The organism is Rhizobium lentis (genome assembly GCF_014200175.1).
In the GTDB taxonomy this organism is placed as follows: Bacteria; Pseudomonadota; Alphaproteobacteria; order Rhizobiales; family Rhizobiaceae; genus Rhizobium; species Rhizobium mulingense.
Genome location: NZ_JACHBD010000003.1, coordinates 375,608 through 392,335, shown reverse-complemented (window position 1 = coordinate 392,335; position 16,728 = coordinate 375,608). Strand labels below are relative to the sequence as shown.

Below are 16,728 nucleotides of genomic sequence, written 5' to 3'. Positions count from 1 at the left end.
GAACCTGACCTAGAGAATCATGGGTGATTCGCCTTGTCCAGAGGCAAAGGTAAAATTCCGTTAACTATTTATATTTCCGTATTTTTTGGGTGATTCGTATCGCCGGGCGATCGGCCGCCGCGTGATGCGCGACGGACCACCCAGGCAAATCACCCTTTAAGTGTGCGCTCGACGATATCGCGCACATCGGTGGAAAGGTCGGGCGCCCGCTCGATCTCGATCAGCGCAGAGCGGGCGTGATCGGCGCGTGTCGGTTCCAGCGAGCGCCAGGAACGCATCGAGGTGAGAATGCGGGCTGCAAGCTGCGGGTTGCGGCCGTCGATCTCCAGAATCTGACCGGCGAGGAAGCGATAGCCTTCGCCGTCGGCGCGGCCGAAACCGGTCGGGTTGGCAAAGGCGAAGGTTCCAACCAGCGCCCGCATCCGGTTCGGGTTGGTCCGCTTGAAAAGCGGGTTCTCCATCAGGCGGCGCACTCGGTCCAGCGCCGTGGCGCCCGGAATGCCGGCCTGGATCGTGAACCATTTGTCGATGACGAGCGCGTTGTCTGCAAAGCGGTCGCGGAAGGCGGCCAGCGCCTCGCCTGTCTCCGCACTGTCGGCGAAACGATGCGCGAGGATCGTCAGCGCATGGCTGAGGTCGGTCATGTTGTCGGCTGCTTCGAAGGCTGCCTTGGCGCGCGCAGGTGTCTGTTCGGCGTGCGAGAGATAGGTCAGCGCGCTGTTGCGCAGCGCCCGCAGGCCGGCGCTCTTGGCATCAGGGCTGAAGCCGCCAGATGTCGCCATCGCCGCGTAGAGGTCGGCAAAGACATCCTTTCCGGCATCGGCGATCTGTTTGAGGATCGCCTGCCGGCCGGTATGGATGGCGTCGGGATCGTTGTTGCCGCCGAGTTCGCGGGCAATATCGGATTCGCTCGGCAGCGCCAGCGCCTGGGCGCGGAAGGCCGGCTCGAGGCTTTCGTCGGCGGCCGCCGCAATCAGCGTCTCGACGAAGGTCGGCTCGCAGACGACTGGCTTGCCCTCGCGCGCGTCGCGGGCAGCCTTCAGAAGGTTCGGCAGCGCCAGATCGGTCAGCGCCTGCCAGCGGGCGAAATGATCCGTCTCATGGCGGGCGAGATGGGCGAGATCGGCCGGGCTTTGATCGAAATGCAGGTTGATCGGCGCCGAGAAGCTGCGGTTGATCGAAACGACCGGGCGCGAGCCCACGCCATGAAACACCGCCGTCTGCGTGCGGCCGGTCAGGTGCAGCACCTCGCCGGCATATTCGGCGCCGTCGACCGAACTCGGCGCGATCTTGCCGCCGTTTTCGCCGAAGAGTGCCAGGCTGAGCGGGATATGCATCGGTTCCTTGCTCGACTGGCCGGGTGTAGCAGGCGTCAGCTGTTCGAGCGACAGGGTGAAACTGCCGGCTGCCGGATCATAGCTGCCGGATGCGGTGACGAGCGGCGTGCCTGCCTGATGGTACCAGAGCGAGAATTGCGTGAGGTCGCGCCCGCTCGCATCCTCGAAGCATTTGACGAAATCCTCGATCGTCACCGCCTGCCCATCATGGCGGTCGAAATAGAGATCCATGCCCTTTTTGAAGCCGTCTCTGCCGAGCAGCGTCGCGATCATCCGCGTGACTTCGCTGCCCTTCTCGTAAACGGTCCTCGTGTAGAAATTGTTGATCTCGCGATATGTCGTCGGCCGAACTGGATGGGCGAGCGGGCCGCCATCCTCTGGAAACTGCTCGGACTTCAGATGGCGCACATCGGCGATGCGCTTGACCGGGCGTGAGCGCTGGTCGGAGGTAAATTCCTGGTCGCGAAAGACCGTCAGGCCTTCCTTGAGGCACAGCTGGAACCAGTCGCGGCAGGTGATGCGGTTGCCGGTCCAGTTGTGGAAATATTCATGCGCGATGACCGTCTCGATATTGGCGTAGTCGGCATCGGTCGCGGTCTCCGGATCGGCAAGGATGTATCTGTCGTTGAAGACGTTGAGTCCCTTGTTCTCCATCGCGCCCATGTTGAAGTCGGAGACGGCGACGATCATGAAGATGTCGAGATCATATTCGCGCCCGAACCTCTCTTCGTCCCATGCCATGGAGCGCTTCAGCGCATCCATGGCATAGGCCGCCCGCGGCTCCTTGCCGTGCTCGACATAGATCTTCAGCACCACGTCGCGACCCGACATCGTGGTGAAGGTGTCTTCGACGACGCCGAGATCGCCGGCAACGAGGGCAAAGAGATAGCTCGGCTTCGGATGAGGGTCGAACCAGGCGGCGAAATGCTTGCCGGGGCCGTAGCCGGCGCCGCCGAGAAAGTTGCCATTCGACAGGAGTAGCGGATTGGCCTCCTTGTCGGCGATGATGTTGACGGTGAACGGCGCAAGCACGTCGGGCCGGTCGGGGAAATAGGTGATGCGTCGGAAGCCCTCCGCCTCGCACTGCGTGCAATAGATGCCGCCGGTGCGATAGAGGCCCATCAGCTGGGTATTGGCCTCGGGATTGATGATCGTGGTGATCGTCAGTTCGAAGGGGGCGCTTTCCGGCAGGTCGCGCACCGTCAGGCTTTCCGGGGTTGCCTCATAACGCGAGGGATCGAGCTCCACCTGATCGAACAGCAGCCCCGCCAGCGTCAGCTCGTCGCCGTCGAGCACGATCGGGGCGGTAATGTCGGCGCCGGGGCGACGATGAAAGATGAGGCGGGCTTCGACTTTGGTCTCCGTCGGATCGAGTTCGAAGGTCAGGTCCACGCGTTCCAGCACGAAGTCGGTGGGACGGTAATCTGCCAGATGAATGACCTGGCCGGTATCTGTTCGCATGGTGTTTCCTGAAGACCGTTATTTGACAACCGCGGACACAGAGGCGGGCGCACTCTGCGATAATTTGCCGGGCATGATTACATTAAAGTCTGAACTAAAGTTAAAGCAAATTGCCCGTGAACACGAAGTTTCGCGGGCAAAATATCCTGCTCGAAACGGATGAAGGCGGCGCCCGGGAGAAAGACCGCTATTTCGGATTGAGCGCGGCCTTGATCGTCGCGTCGCTTTGGTCTGCTGTGCGCGCGAAGGCGACGATCGAGCCGTTATTGTCGCAATAGCTGCCTTTTGCCCTGATTTGCCGGTTTTGCTTGAGGATTTGCCGATGACAACGCACCTCTTCAGACGCGCAAAGCATGCCGTAAAACTTTGAGCTCCTGCGCAATTTGTCCTGAAGTCGATTCCGATTTAAGGATTATACAGCGGGATTCTCTTTCGCTACGATGGCGGCGTCACCTGTTGCGTTCTCGAGTCGAACGCGTCTCCCCGTTTGTTCAAATCAGCATTAGAGCCAGGATCATGCACTCGGTTCTCAGAAGCCCGATGAGAGGCATTGCGCTGAAAGTCTCGTCGGTCGTGGTCTTCCTGGCCATGCAGACGTTCATCAAGCTGGCCGGCCCGGATATTCCGCCGGGTCAGGTCACCTTCTGCAGGTCCTTCTTCGCGCTCTTCCCGATCATGGCCTATCTCGCCTATATCGGACAGCTGCGCGCCGCCTTCTACACCGCCAATCCGGTCGGCCACCTGAAGCGCGGCACGATCGGCATCCTGTCAATGGCTTTCGGTTTTTACGGCCTCCTGCACTTGCCGCTCCCGGAGGCGATTGCGCTCGGCTACGCATTGCCGCTCGTCGCCGTGATTTTCGCCGCGGTTTTTCTCGGCGAGACGGTGCGCATCTACCGTTGGAGCGCCGTTCTGGTCGGCATGGCCGGAGTTGTCATCATCTCCTGGCCGAAACTCACGCTGTTTCGCGAAGGCGGCATGGAAGCCGAACAGGCCGTCGGCGCGCTTTGCGTGCTGTTTTCAGCGGTTCTCGGCGGCATGGCGATGATCCAGGTGCGTCGCCTCGTCGAAGAGGAGAAGACGGCGACGATCGTGCTGTATTTTTCGCTCACCGCATCGGTCTTCTCGCTGGCTTCCCTCCCTTTCGGCTGGCTCGTCCTGCCATGGCCGTCGGCGCTTTATCTGATCGCTGCCGGCTTTTGCGGTGGCGTCGCCCAGATCCTGCTGACCGAAAGCTACCGCCATGCCGACGTCTCCACCATCGCGCCGTTCGAATATACGTCGATCCTGCTTGGCGGCATCGTCGGCTACTTCATCTTCGGCGACGTGCCGAGCGTCACCATGCTGATCGGCACCGTCATCGTCGTTGCCGCCGGTATCTTCATCATCTATCGCGAGCATCAACTGGGCATCGAACAGCGGGAAGCGCGCAAGGCGACGACGCCGCAGGCCTAAGGTCCAAGGCAGGAATGGTCAATTCTTAGGATGGCGTCGACTTGCGGAATATGATTGTTGAACATGAGAAACTATCATTTATTCAACGCTGTGCACGGCTGACGAGCCGATGCCACCGCGGCTTTCGATATTACTGCTCCGAACGCTGGCCTGCGAGCGGAGGTGGAGAAAAGCGTAATGGCATTCACGGCGGAGCAATTGGCGGGGAACTGCTCCTTTCTGACGAGTATTCGCTTACTGGCCGGGCAGACGCGCGGCATGTTCGACGCCGGCCCGCGTCTGGCGCGATTGCTCGCCTCTCACCAGCGCTGGCTGCTGACCCAGACCGCCTATGCTCTTCACCTGGAATATGATCCGCGCGACCCGACCTCGGGTCTTACCGCCGTTCGCCTGACCGGCCGCATCACCGCCCACAAGGTGGCGAGCCGCAACACCGTTCTCGCCTTCATCGAAGAACTCTATACCTACCGCTTCATCACCCATACGCCCGGCGACGAGCGGCGCCGGCCGCGCCATTTCGAGCCCGCCAATGTCAGCCTCCAGGCGATGTCCGCCTGGATCCATGCCAATCTCGCCGCGCTCGACCTGCTCGACGGCGGTGAAAGGGCGGCTGTTTTCCAGGCAAATCCAGCATTGATGAAGCTCATTCAGCCGCGCATTGCCCGCCACTGCCTGGAGGATGCCGCCTGGCGGGAGCCGCCGGCGCAGGTGGCGTTGTTTCTCTGGACGGAAGCCGGCGGTCTGGTCGTCGACAACTTCATCGCCAGGATGGATACGGAAGACGCCGAGGCGGGCAAGTTTCTCGTCGGGCGCGTCGAAACCCGTGCGCTCGCCGCCGATTTCATGATGTCGCGTACGCACCTGCAGCGGCTTCTGGCAAAGGCGGCACAGCGTGGCTGCGTCGGCTGGTATGATGAGCCGCGCAAGGCGCATCTTTGGCTATCGCGGCATTTCGTCGAGGAATACTGCGCCTGGCAGGCGGTGAAGTTCGCCTATGTCGACGAAGCCTTCGAGTGGGCTACGGCCCGGATCGACGCGCTGACGGTGTGATTACAACACGATCGCTGCTGAGCCGGGGGCAGCACTGGCCGGCTTTACCGACAGCTCGCGCTCATATTCGCGCGCGGCGCAGACCGCGGCGCGGATATGCTCCAAGGTTTCGATGTTGCGCAGTAGCGAAAGCAGGATCGTCGACATGGTGGTTACTCTGACATGGAAAGGCAGCAAAAAACGCTACAGCATCATTTGCACGTCCGGAGAGATGCGCGGTGCCGTAGCGACCCCGCTCAGTATTGCTGGAAATCCGAGAAGATCGCGTTAGGGCGCGCCGTGCGGCTGTTGATGCCGGTGCCGCGGGCGATCATCTGTTCGTTCGTGGCGAAGCCGAAGCGGCTGTAGCCATGAGTGGAGCGAAGCTGGTCGCCTGCAAGGCGAAGGGTTTCAAACCCGGAATGAATAGGACGAAATCTCTTGTGCATGGCCTTGGTTCCTGTGATTCCTCCCAAGACACAGGCTTATATTGCAGTGCAACATAGATTCTACAATGCATGCTGGCGCGATGCAGCCATGCGAAAAATGCATGGCGCGCTTCATAAATTATTCAACTTCGGCTAATTTCTGAGCAGAGAGAGGGATTTGAGTTTTGCCTGAAAGGCGAGAAGATCGTTCCAGGCCAGGCGCTTGTTGACGGGTGCGGTTAACAGATCCTGGGGATGCAAGCTGGCGATGGCCGGAATGGCGCGATCGGCGATGACGATGTCCTTCCAGACGCCGCGCAGGCCGTGAATCGTATCGTTTTCCCCGAGGAAGAACCGTGCCGCGAAATTGCCGAGCAACAGAATCGCCTGCGGTTCGGCGAGCGCGATCTGGCGCTCAATGAAGGGCCGGCAGATGTCGATCTCGGCCGCCGATGCCGCCCGGTTGCCGGGCGGGCGCCAGGGAATGACCTGCGTCAACAGAACGCTCGAGCGGTTCAGCCCGATCGCCGCCAGCATCTTGTCGAACAACTGGCCGGACTTGCCCGAGAAGGGCAGGCCCTCCCGATCGTCTTCGGCGCTCGGCGCCGAGCCGATCACCATGATGCCGCTTTCGGCATCGCCGCTGGCAAAGATCGTCGAGCGGGCGCTGAGTTTGAGGTTGCAGCCGTTGAACGCTTCGATTGCGGTCTTCAGTTCGCCGAGTGATCGCGCGGCTTCGGCGACGAAACGTGCCTGCTGCACAGCCTCGCCGTCGGGAATCGCGGGTTGCGGGCCGGAGACAGGGGCCGGACGTGCTGCCGCCGTCGGGCGCGGCGATGTCTGACGTTCTCCGATGCTTGGGCGTTCACCGGCCGCGGGACGTTCCTGCTGCGTCGACGCCGGACGGCGCGCCGCCTTCATCGCCTCGAACTCGGCGAAGCGGTCGACCGCCTCTTCCTCCAGCAGCCACTCCACGCCGGCATCCGCATGAAAATGCAGAAGCGCTGCCAGCTCGGCGGGGGAAAGGTCGTTGGCGGAGATCATGCGGCAAGCTTAACGGAGAGAAATGGGCATTGAAAGAGCGGGCGGCACATTGGCCGCTCCCGCCGGCTTTATTGCACAGTCCATTGCGTGATGTCGTCGCGCTCGCCGATCAGCGCCAGGCCATGGGCGATCGACAGCAGTTCGCCGCCGCTTTCGATCCGGTCGCGCTCGAAGCGCTCGGTGAAGATGCGGCGCACGGCCGGCACGAAGGAGGTGCCGCCGGTGAGGAACACCTTGTCGATCTCCGCCGGCTTCGTCTCGGTCTTGTCGAGCACCTCGTCGAGCGCGCCTTCGATGCGGGCGAGATCCTCGGCGATCCAGCCTTCGAAATCGCTGCGCTTGATGCTGCGGTGTCCGCCGCGGCCAAGCGGCGCGAAATCGAAAGGCGCCTCCTCGGCGGCCGAAAGCGCCATCTTCGTCGCCGAGACCGCCTGGTAGAGTGGGTAGCCTTCGTCATGGTCGATGAGATCGATGAAGATCTCGAGCTTTTCCGGCTCCAGACTGGTTCGTACCAGCTTCTTCAGATCCTCGAATTCGCGCGTGGTCTTGAAGATCGACAGCTGGTTCCAGCGGCCGAAGCTGGAATAGTAGTTGGACGGCACTTCGAGAATCTTGTCGAAGCTCTTGAAATGGCTACCCTTGCCGATCAGCGGCGCGACGATGTTGTCGATCATCCGATAGTCGAAATGATCGCCAGCGACGCCGACGCCGGAATGGCCGATCGGCGTTGCCGTCAGCCTGCCGGCGACGGTTTCAAAGCGGATCAGCGAATAGTCGGTCGTGCCGCCACCGAAATCCGCAACCAGCACCGTCGCGTCCTGCTTCAGGTTCTGCGCGAAATAGAAGGCGGCGGCGACCGGCTCGTAGACATAGTGGATTTCGGGAAAACCGAAGCGCGACAGCGCCTCGTTGTAGCGTTCGGTCGCCAGATCAGGATCGGGGCTGGCGCCGGCGAAATGCACCGGACGGCCGGTGACGATACGGCTGACATCGGAAGGCCAGCTGTCACCGGCATAGTTGCGCAGGCGCCGCACGAAGATCTCCATCAGATCTTCGAAATTATGGCGCTTGGCGAAGATCAGCGTGCCCTGGAACAGCGCGCTTGCGGCAAAGGTCTTGATCGATTGCAGGAAGCGGCATTCGCCGGGATTGTCGATGAATTGCCGGATTGCCGCATGGCCCGCCTCCACCTTCAGCGCCGAAGCGCCGAGCTGGGCATCCTTCATGAAGGAGAGTGCCGTCCGCATGCTATCGGCCGTTCCCGCCGTGCTTGTGAACGCCATCGAACGTGTCGCCCCGCCATCCGCCATGGCGAGAACCGTATTCGTCGTGCCGAAGTCGAAACCCAGCGCCTGAGCCATGCCCGCACCTCTTCATGCCGATTGTCATTGGGGACGGAGCATCGCTCCGTGAAGGGCGAGAGGACGCCCGGATTCAGGAGGGCGGGTGATGCCACAGAGGCGTGACACATTCAAGAGGATCGAAAGTTGATGTGATCAAGGGCGCACGTATTCTTCCTGGGGAAGACGTGCGCCCCAAGGGCTGATGGCGGCGGAAGTCAGAGGGCCATCATCATTCGGCAGCCATTGCCCTTGTCTCCTGCATCACCGGGGCCTCGATCTTCTTCTGGCCCATCAACCGGCCCAGGAAGTTTCCGAAGCGGTCCATCTCGACGAAGATGACCGGGGTGATGAACAGCGTCAGCAGCTGTGAGACGACGAGGCCGCCGACGACGGCGATGCCGAGCGGCTGTCGCAGCTCCGAGCTCGCGCCGGTGCCAAGCGCGATCGGCAGAGCGCCGAGCAGGGCGCAGAAGGTCGTCATCATGATCGGCCGGAAGCGACGCACGCAGGCCTCATGGATCGCCGCCGTCGCCTTCTCGCCGGTTGTGCGCATGGTCTCCACCGCCACGTCGATCATCATGATCGCGTTCTTCTTGACGATACCGATCAACATCAGCAGGCCGATGAGGGCGATGATCGACAGGTCGAAGCCCATGATCTTCAAGGCCAGCAGTGCACCGAAGGCCGCCGCCGGCAGGCCGGAGAGAATGGTCAGCGGGTGAATGAAGCTTTCGTAGAGCACGCCGAGCACGACATAGATGGTCAGGATCGCCGCCAGGATCAGGTAGGGCGTATTGCCCTGAGACTGCTGGAAGATCTCCGCCGTGCCGCCATAGGAGGTGAAGACGTCGGCCGGCAGGCTGATCTCCTTCTTGATCTGATCGATCGCCGCGGTCGCGTCGCTGAGAGAAACGCCTTCCGGCAGGTTGAAGGAAACCGTGGTCGAGACGAGCTGGCCCGTCTGGTTGATAGTCACGGGGCCGGTGGTGCGTTGCACGTGGGCGAAGTTCGACAGCGGCACCAGGCTGCCATTTGACGAAGCGACGCGTATTTCCGCCAGTTTCTGGTCGTCCCAGGGTTTGCTCGTGTCATATTCGACGATGACATCGTAGCTGTCGCCGGTTGACTGGATCTCCGCCGCCGCATATCCGCTGAAGGATTCCTGCAGCGTCGTGCGCAGGGTGTCGTTGTCGATCCCGTAAGCGGCCGCCCGCTCGGTATCGATGACGATATTGGCCTGCAGGGCGTTGTTCTGGGCGTCCGAGGTGACGTCGGTGAACAGCCGGTCCTTGCGCATCGCCGCCTGGATCTTGCCGGCCCAGAGGTTGGTCTGGTCGGCGCTCAGCGCCTGCACCACCAGCTGATACTGGCTTGCAGTCTGGCGGCCACCGAAGCGCAGGCTCTGGTTCGGCGTCACGAAGGCTTGCAATCCGGGGATCTTGTTGATCGCCGTGCGCAACTCGCGCAGCGTCTGGTCGAGCGGCGGACGCTCCTTCTTGTCCTTGAGTTCGACGAACATCGAACCGTTGTTCTGCGGCTTGTTCGGGTTGCCTCCGATCGTCGACATTACGTGGTTCACCGCCGGGTTCGCCTTGACGGCGGCTGCCGCCTGCTGCTGCAGCGCCTCCATGGCCGAGTAGGAAATGTCCTGGCGGGCCTGGGTGCTGATCGTCAGGCGGCCGATGTCTTCCTGTGGGAAGAAGCTCGTCGGCAGCGTCATGAAGAAATAGATCGTCAGCGCCACCGAGCCGAGGAACAGACCGAGGATCGTGAAGCGATGGCGAAGGCACCAGCCGACCGCTCTGTCGTAGCCGCTGAGCGTCCGCTCGAAGCCGGCATCGAAGAGTCGGATCAGGAGCGGCGGCCGACTGTGATTGTTGGAGAGGCGCGAGCCGAGCATCGGCGTCACGGTCAGCGAGACGATGGCCGACGAGATGATGGCGATGGCGACCACCATGCCGAACTCGTTGAAGACGCGGCCGACGACGCCGCCCATCAGCAGGATCGGGATGAAGACCGCGATCAGCGAAACCGACATGGAGATGATGGTGTAACTGACTTCGCCGGCACCCTTGATCGCCGCTTCGCGCACCGGCATGCCTTCCTCGACATGGCGCAGAATGTTTTCGAGCATAACGATGGCATCGTCCACCACCAGCCCCACCGCGAGCGTCAGCCCCAGCAGCGATATGTTGTCGATGCTGTACCCGAGCACATACATCATGCCGAAGGTCGAGATCAGTGACAGCGGAACGGCAAGCCCGGGAATGATCGTCGCAGTCGCATGGCCGGTGAAGAGGTAAATAACCAGAACGACGAGGCCGATCGTCAGGAACAGCGTGAATTTCACGTCGGCGATGGCCGCACGGATGGGTTTTGCGGCGTCGTTCATGACAACAGTCGTGACCGAAGCGGGGATTTCGGCGTGAAGCTGCGGCAGCTTGGCGTTGATGGCGTCGACGACGTCGACCGTATTGGCATCCGGCTGGCGCTGGATGGCAAGAATGATGCCGCGCTGCCCATCATACCAGCTGCCGGTATACTGGTTCTCGACGCCGTCCTGCACATCGGCGACATCGCCGAGATGGATCGGCGCGCCATTCGGATTGGCGATGACCAGCGACCGGAATTGTTCGGCATTGGTGCGCTGCGTATTCGCCGTGATGGTCATGCTCTGCGCATTGTTCTGCAGCGTGCCCACGGGCTGCTGGCTGTTGGCGGCAGAAAGCGCCTTGTTGACGGTATCGATGCCGATGCCGCGGGTGAGCAGCTTGTTGGGATCGACCTCGACCCTCACCGCATAGGTCTGGGCACCATAGACGCTGACCTGGGCCACGCCGGGGAGGGTGGAAAGCGACGGCGAGATGATGTCTTCGGCGATCTCGTCGAGCTTGCTGCGCGGCATGGTGTTGCTCTGCACCGAGAGCAGCATGACCGGCGCATCGGCCGGGTTGGTCTTGCGATAGCTCGGCGGTGTCGTCAGATTGTCGGGCAGCTGCCGGGTCGCATGCGAGATTGCCGCCTGCACGTCGGCCGCGGCCGCGTCGATATCACGGTTGAGGTCGAACTGCAGCACGATGCTGGTGCTGCCGAGCGAGCTCGAGGCGCTGATCTCGCTGATGCCGGGAATGGTCTCGAACTGTTTGATCAGCGGCGTGGCGACCGATGTCGCCATCGTCTGCGGTGAGGCGCCGCTCAGCTGCGCCGAAACGTTGATCGTCGGAAAATCCACCTGCGGCAGGGCGGCGACCGGCACGAGCCGGTAACCGGCAAGGCCGGCCAGAATGACGCCGATGGCAAGCAGTGTCGTCGCGACGGGGCGCTGGATGCAGAAATTCGGGATCATTGCTGCGCTCCCACGCCGATCGTCTCGGACTGCAGCGGCTGCCGAGGCGCGTCGGCGGAGGCGACATCGAGCGCCTTTTCGTCGAACTCTTCGTGGATCGCCTGCTGATCGCTGAGCTGGCCCTGACCCTCGACCACGACATGGTCGCCTTCGGAAAGTCCGGATTCGATGGCGGTGAAGCCGCCATTCGCGCGGGCGACGGTGACCGGCGTCAGATGCGATTTTCCGTCCTTGGCGACGAAGGCGAAGAAACCATCCGGGCCGGGGCTGACGGCAACGGTCGGCACCACGACCTGCTGTTCCTTGCTGTTAAAATGCACCACGATATTGACCGACTGGCCAGGCCAGAGCGCGCCGGAGGCGTTCTCGAATTTCGCCTTGGCGAGGATCGTGCCCGAGGCCGTATCGACCGTGTTGTCGTAGAAGCTGATCTCGCCCTTGCGGACCTGCCCCTTGGTGGAATTGGGCGCCGTGCTGACCTCGACCGGACCGGCTGCGAGTGCCTTCTTCAGCTCGCGCAGATAACGTTCCTGCAGGTGGAATTTCACATAGATCGGATCGTATTTGGCGATGGTGACGATCGCCGCGCCGGCATTGAGGAAGGCGCCCTTGCTGACGGCGATATCGCCGAGCCGGCCGTCGAACGGTGCCCGGATATCGGTATGCTCGAGCAGTATCTGATCGGAGGCAAGTGTTGCCTTATCAGCATCGACCGTCGCGGCGGCGGTATCGCGCGCGGCTCTCGCCTGATCGAGGCTCTGCTGGGTGCCGGCCTTCTGGTCGAACAGATCCTGGGCACGCACCAGCGCGGTCTCGGCCTCCGAAAGCGTCGCCGTGTCGCGCACGATCATAGCATTGTCCTTGTCGACGGCGGCCTTGGCCGTCCGGTCGTCGAGCTTGGCGATCAGGTCGCCGGCCTTGACGGTCGCCCCGTCCTGCGCAGCGATACTGACGATCAGCCCCTGCTCCTGGGCGGCGATCGTGGTGTTGTCATCCGCGTCGGCCCAGCCGGACGCCGTCACATCCATCGGCAGCGTCGTTTTGACGGCTGCGACTGTTTTGACGACGGTCGGGCCGCCACCCCCGCGTCTGCGCCCGCCGCCCTGATGCTGTCCACCGTCCTGGGCCTGGTCGGCCTGCTGACCACCGCCATTGCCGCCGGCCGGCTGCCGGATCAGCTCCGACAGGTAGGGAATATGCGAGGCATAGGGGATTAGATTGCCGAATTGCCAGAGACCGACGGCAGCAACGGCGATAATACTGACGGTGATCCAAAATTTCTTCATGGGGCAGAACCGGGTTGAGCAAGGGTTGCGAATTTTATGCTCCGATTGAGCCGCTTATATTGCGGCGCAAAAAAGACATAATTCCCCGGCCGCGATCACTAAGTGGTTATAACGGCTTAAAATTTTGTAATGAATATTCCGTAATATTCAAACTATACTAATATATAGGGGTGCGTTTGACGCGGTTCCGTGGCGGCATTGCCGGCGGTCCGCGGCGCAGGCTGATGCCGTTCCCGCACGCGGAGCGCTGCACGCGAGAACGGCGGAAAAACAGAGGAGGCAGGTCGTCATGACTGAGTTGGACGCCAGCGAATTTCGCTCTCTCATCATAAGCGTGTTTCCCCAACTGACGGCCTCAGTCTTCAAGCTGGCGGCGAAGGGCTGGGATTCGATGGCGGTCGACGTCGATGACACGCTGATCTTCAAGTTTCCCCGCCATCTCGGCGCCGAAAGGGCGCTGGTGAGGGAAGCGGCCCTGCTCGACATCATCAGGCCGGCGTTGTCGATTGCGGTTCCCGATATGCGCATACACGACGGCCCGCCGATCTTCTCCAGCCACGCCAAGCTGGAGGGCGAACACCTCATTGCCGAAGATTACGATGCGCTCGGGGAGGGCGACCGTCAGCGTCTGGCGGATGATCTCGCGCGTTTTTACGCCGAGCTGCATGCGCTCGACGCCGACCGCCTGCGTGCGGCCGGCGCAACGGCGATCCAGCCGTGGCAATCGCCGGACGTGGTGAGAAAGAAGGCTTTGCCGCTGCTGCCGGCCGACATCCAGCGCTTTGCCGAGGTCGTCGTCTCGGATTTCGAATTGCTGCCGCCGGATCCCTACGGCAAGGTCTACGGCTTTTTCGACGGCCACGGATGGAACATGGCCTTCGACTTTCGGCAGGGCAGGCTCAACGGCCTTTACGATTTCGCCGATTCCGGTTTCGGGCCGTTGCACCAGGAGTTCATCTATTCGAACTTCATCTCGCCCGATCTGACCGCGCGCATCATCTCAGCCTATGAGATCCTGACCGGGCGCCGGCTCGACCGGCGGCGCATCGCGATCATGACCGGCTTCCACCGGCTTTCCGAACTCGCCGAATTTGCTGACGATCCGGGCAATGTCGAGCAGATGATCCGCAGCGCGGCGAGCTGGGCCGCCGCGGCGGCCCGCGCCGCCTGAGCAGCCTCTAGACTAGACGGATCGTGCCGCGCCGCCGTCGCAGCGGATGAGCGAGCCGGTGATGTAGCTTGCCGGCTGGCTGCAGAGGAAGGCGGCCGTTGCGGCAAACTCCTCCACCCGGCCGTAGCGGCCGACGGGAATGCGCGCCTCCTTGTCGGCGCGGATCTCCTCGAGGCTTTTGCCCGTGCGCTTTGCTGCGGCGCCATCGAGATCGTCGAGCCGCGCCGTCAGAATGCTGCCCGGCAGGAGCAGGTTGGTGGTGATGCCGAAGCTCGCCACTTCGGCGGCAAGCGTCTTGCTCCAGCCGGCAAGCGCCGGGCGCAACGTATTCGACAGCGCCAGGTTGGCGATCGGCTCAATCACGCCCGATGAGGCGACCGTCAGGATGCGGCCCCAGCCCTGCGCCTTCATACCAGGCAGCAGTGCATTGGTGAGGGTGATCACGCGGGCGACCATGGAGAGGAAGTAGGTTTCGAGCTTTTCGGGCGTCATCTCCTCGGTCGTGCCGGGCGTCGGTCCGCCGGTATTGTTGACGAGGATATCGAGGCCGCCGAACTTGTCCTTCACGGCCGTCGTCGCCGTCTCGACGAAGCGCTCGTCCGTGAGGTCGGCCCAGATCCAGTCAGCCCGGCCATTGCCTTCGCTGTTGATTGCCTTGCAATTGGCCTCGAGCTGCTCGCCGCTGCGCCCGCAGAGCAGCACGTTTGCGCCCTCCCGCGCCAGCGCCGCGCCAATGCCGAGGCCGAGCCCGCGTGAGGAGGCGAGAACGAGTGCCCTTTTGCCCTTGATGCCGAGATCCATGATATCCTCCTATGTCTTCGAGCGATGTATAAGCCGCAGGCGACGAAAAAGGAAAGGGAGGGCGGTAACGCGATCGGGGTTTCTCAATTGACGTTGACGTAAGCGTTATTATAAATCTTCGATCGGCTGAACATCATTGTGCGAATTGAGGATTGGCTGTCGCATCCCGGCTCGACAATGCTACGTCGTTTTGACAAGACAGGGACCATGGGATGATGGCCACAGGCGGCCAAGCGGAGACGAATGAATGACCGAGACGACTGAGCTGCCCGAGCGCGAGAGCATGGAATTCGACGTTGTGATCGTCGGAGCAGGCCCTGCCGGGCTTGCGGCGGCGATCCGGCTGAAGCAGGTCAATCCCGAATTGTCGGTCGTCGTGCTGGAGAAGGGGGCCGAGGTCGGCGCCCATATTCTCTCGGGCGCCGTCGTCGACCCTGTTGGTATCGACCGGCTGCTGCCCGGCTGGCGCGATGAGGCCGATCATCCCTTCAAAACCGAGGTGACAGACGACCAGTTTCTGCTGCTCGGCCCGGCCGGGTCGATCCGCCTGCCGAATTTCATGATGCCGCCGCTGATGAACAATCACGGCAACTACATCGTCTCGCTTGGGCTTGTCTGTCGCTGGCTGGCGGGCAAGGCCGAAGAGCTCGGCGTCGAGATCTATCCGGGTTTTGCCGCAACCGAGGTGCTCTACGACGACAAGGGCGCGGTGATCGGGGTTGCCACCGGCGATATGGGCATCGAGAAGAACGGCGAGCCGGGCCCGAACTACACCCGCGGCATGGAGCTTCGCGGCAAATACACGCTGATCGGCGAGGGCGTGCGCGGTTCGCTCGCCAAGCAGCTGATCGCCAAGTTCGATCTGCAGAAGGACCGCGAGCCGCAGAAATTCGGCATCGGCATCAAGGAGCTCTGGCAGGTCAAGCCGGAGCACCACAAACAGGGTCTGGTGCAGCACTCCTTCGGCTGGCCGCTCGGCATGAAGACCGGCGGCGGCTCCTTCCTCTATCATCTGGAAGACAATCTGGTGGCGGTCGGCTTCGTCGTCCACCTGAATTACAAGAACCCCTATCTCTACCCCTTCGAGGAGTTCCAGCGCTTCAAGACGCATCCGGCGATCCGCGGCACTTTCGAGGGCGGCAAGCGGCTTTCCTATGGCGCGCGCGCCATCACCGAGGGCGGCTACCAGTCGGTGCCGAAGCTGTCCTTCCCCGGCGGGGCGCTGATCGGCTGTTCGGCCGGTCTCGTCAACGTGCCGCGCATCAAGGGCAGCCACAATGCGGTGCTGTCGGGCATGCTGGCGGCCGAGAAGCTGGCGGCGGCGATTGTATCAGGCCGCAGCCATGACGAGGTCGTCGAGATCGAGAACGATTGGCGCCAGGGCGACATCGGCCGCGATCTCAAGCGGGTCCGCAACGTCAAGCCGCTGTGGTCGAAGTTCGGCACCGCCCTCGGTGTGGCGCTCGGCGGCCTCGACATGTGGACCAATACGCTGTTCGGCTTTTCCTTCTTCGGCACGCTCAAACACGGCAAGAGCGATGCGGAAAGCCTGGAGCCGGCCGCGCAGCACAAGCCGATCGCCTATCCGAAACCGGATGGTGTGCTGACCTTCGACCGGCTGTCCTCGGTGTTCCTGTCGAACACCAATCACGAGGAAGACCAGCCGGTGCATCTGCAAGTCAAGGACATGGGCCTGCAGAAGAGCTCCGAGCTCGGCATCTATGCCGGCCCGTCGACGCGTTACTGTCCGGCCGGCGTCTATGAATGGGTGGAGAAGGATGGCGACAAGAGCTTCGTCATCAACGCCCAGAACTGCGTGCACTGCAAGACCTGCGACATCAAGGACCCGAACCAAAACATCAACTGGGTACCGCCGCAGGGCGGCGAGGGACCGGTCTATCCGAATATGTAAGGGCGATTGCCGGCTGCGGCCGGCAATTTCACCCGCTGACGCCTACGTGATCATATCCCGCGGCCGTCCTTAGCGATTCATTAACCATAATTTCCTTAGCTTGCGACATCGTGTT

At 62.2% G+C, this 16,728-nt stretch carries 13 protein-coding genes; 5 read left to right on the top strand and 8 right to left on the bottom strand.

Annotation, left to right across the window (positions count from 1 at the left end; all coding sequences use genetic code 11):
* Positions 1-149: 149 nt before the first annotated feature.
* On the bottom strand, positions 150-2,798 hold the full coding sequence (gene pepN, locus GGI60_RS10040; protein WP_183915268.1) for an aminopeptidase N: 2,649 nt from the start codon (positions 2,796-2,798) through the stop codon (positions 150-152).
* A gap of 116 nt (positions 2,799-2,914) precedes the next feature.
* Here pepN and GGI60_RS10035 point away from each other — a divergent pair, with 116 nt between their 5' ends.
* The 3 genes from GGI60_RS10035 (at position 2,915) to GGI60_RS10025 (ending at position 5,303) form a co-directional block, all read left to right on the top strand.
* Entirely contained in the window at positions 2,915-3,076 is a 162-nt protein-coding gene (locus GGI60_RS10035) for a hypothetical protein (protein ID WP_183915266.1), read from the top strand.
* 238 nt (positions 3,077-3,314) lie between these two features.
* Positions 3,315-4,253 (top strand): DMT family transporter, encoded by a 939-nt coding sequence (locus GGI60_RS10030; RefSeq protein ID WP_183915264.1) that lies wholly within the window; start codon positions 3,315-3,317, stop codon positions 4,251-4,253.
* Positions 4,254-4,430: 177 nt separating this feature from the next.
* The gene (locus GGI60_RS10025; RefSeq protein ID WP_183915261.1) at positions 4,431-5,303 is read left to right on the top strand and encodes a hypothetical protein; all 873 of its coding nucleotides are present in this window, start codon (positions 4,431-4,433) and stop codon (positions 5,301-5,303) included.
* Here the strand turns inward: GGI60_RS10025 and GGI60_RS10020 are convergent, their stop codons facing one another.
* The 6 genes from GGI60_RS10020 to GGI60_RS09995 form a co-directional block, all read right to left on the bottom strand.
* Complete coding sequence (locus GGI60_RS10020) at positions 5,304-5,450, bottom strand: hypothetical protein (protein WP_183915259.1); 147 nt, start codon at positions 5,448-5,450, stop codon at positions 5,304-5,306.
* 89 nt (positions 5,451-5,539) lie between these two features.
* On the bottom strand, positions 5,540-5,731 hold the full coding sequence (locus tag GGI60_RS10015) for a hypothetical protein (protein ID WP_096764249.1): 192 nt from the start codon (positions 5,729-5,731) through the stop codon (positions 5,540-5,542).
* A gap of 132 nt (positions 5,732-5,863) precedes the next feature.
* Positions 5,864-6,754 (bottom strand): uracil-DNA glycosylase family protein, encoded by an 891-nt coding sequence (locus GGI60_RS10010; RefSeq protein WP_183915257.1) that lies wholly within the window; start codon positions 6,752-6,754, stop codon positions 5,864-5,866.
* Positions 6,755-6,822: 68 nt separating this feature from the next.
* Positions 6,823-8,115 (bottom strand): Hsp70 family protein, encoded by a 1,293-nt coding sequence (locus GGI60_RS10005; protein ID WP_183915255.1) that lies wholly within the window; start codon positions 8,113-8,115, stop codon positions 6,823-6,825.
* A gap of 211 nt (positions 8,116-8,326) precedes the next feature.
* Positions 8,327-11,443, bottom strand: a complete 3,117-nt coding sequence (locus tag GGI60_RS10000; RefSeq protein WP_183915254.1) for an efflux RND transporter permease subunit — start codon at positions 11,441-11,443, stop codon at positions 8,327-8,329.
* On the bottom strand, positions 11,440-12,729 hold the full coding sequence (locus tag GGI60_RS09995; RefSeq protein WP_183915252.1) for an efflux RND transporter periplasmic adaptor subunit: 1,290 nt from the start codon (positions 12,727-12,729) through the stop codon (positions 11,440-11,442). The genes GGI60_RS10000 and GGI60_RS09995 overlap by 4 nt, the downstream gene beginning before the upstream one ends.
* A 289-nt stretch (positions 12,730-13,018) precedes the next feature.
* Between GGI60_RS09995 and GGI60_RS09990 the strand changes: the two genes are divergently transcribed.
* A complete protein-coding gene (locus tag GGI60_RS09990) occupies positions 13,019-13,900 on the top strand; it encodes a phosphotransferase family protein (RefSeq protein ID WP_183915250.1) in 882 nt (293 codons plus the stop codon).
* Between the two features lie 12 nt (positions 13,901-13,912).
* Here GGI60_RS09990 and GGI60_RS09985 read toward each other — a convergent pair whose 3' ends face one another.
* Positions 13,913-14,701: an SDR family oxidoreductase gene (locus GGI60_RS09985; RefSeq protein WP_183915248.1), complete on the bottom strand. Its 789-nt coding sequence runs from the start codon at positions 14,699-14,701 to the stop codon at positions 13,913-13,915.
* Positions 14,702-14,948: 247 nt separating this feature from the next.
* Between GGI60_RS09985 and GGI60_RS09980 the strand changes: the two genes are divergently transcribed.
* Positions 14,949-16,613, top strand: coding sequence for an electron transfer flavoprotein-ubiquinone oxidoreductase (locus GGI60_RS09980; RefSeq protein ID WP_183915246.1), 1,665 nt, complete (start codon positions 14,949-14,951; stop codon positions 16,611-16,613).
* Positions 16,614-16,728: the final 115 nt, after the last annotated feature.

Bases quoted from the DNA above. Each gene is read 5' to 3' on its own strand.
- GGI60_RS09995 (WP_183915252.1), bottom strand. From the start codon at position 12,729: ATGAAGAAATTTTGGATCACCGTCAGTATTATCGCCGTTGCTGCCGTC.
- GGI60_RS09985 (WP_183915248.1), bottom strand. From the start codon at position 14,701: ATGGATCTCGGCATCAAGGGCAAAAGGGCACTCGTTCTCGCCTCCTCA.
- GGI60_RS10025 (WP_183915261.1), top strand. From the start codon at position 4,431: ATGGCATTCACGGCGGAGCAATTGGCGGGGAACTGCTCCTTTCTGACG.
- GGI60_RS09980 (WP_183915246.1), top strand. From the start codon at position 14,949: ATGACCGAGACGACTGAGCTGCCCGAGCGCGAGAGCATGGAATTCGAC.
- pepN (WP_183915268.1), bottom strand. From the start codon at position 2,798: ATGCGAACAGATACCGGCCAGGTCATTCATCTGGCAGATTACCGTCCC.
- GGI60_RS10020 (WP_183915259.1), bottom strand. From the start codon at position 5,450: ATGTCGACGATCCTGCTTTCGCTACTGCGCAACATCGAAACCTTGGAG.
- GGI60_RS10015 (WP_096764249.1), bottom strand. From the start codon at position 5,731: ATGCACAAGAGATTTCGTCCTATTCATTCCGGGTTTGAAACCCTTCGC.
- GGI60_RS10010 (WP_183915257.1), bottom strand. From the start codon at position 6,754: ATGATCTCCGCCAACGACCTTTCCCCCGCCGAGCTGGCAGCGCTTCTG.
- GGI60_RS09990 (WP_183915250.1), top strand. From the start codon at position 13,019: ATGACTGAGTTGGACGCCAGCGAATTTCGCTCTCTCATCATAAGCGTG.
- GGI60_RS10000 (WP_183915254.1), bottom strand. From the start codon at position 11,443: ATGATCCCGAATTTCTGCATCCAGCGCCCCGTCGCGACGACACTGCTT.
- GGI60_RS10030 (WP_183915264.1), top strand. From the start codon at position 3,315: ATGCACTCGGTTCTCAGAAGCCCGATGAGAGGCATTGCGCTGAAAGTC.
- GGI60_RS10005 (WP_183915255.1), bottom strand. From the start codon at position 8,115: ATGGCTCAGGCGCTGGGTTTCGACTTCGGCACGACGAATACGGTTCTC.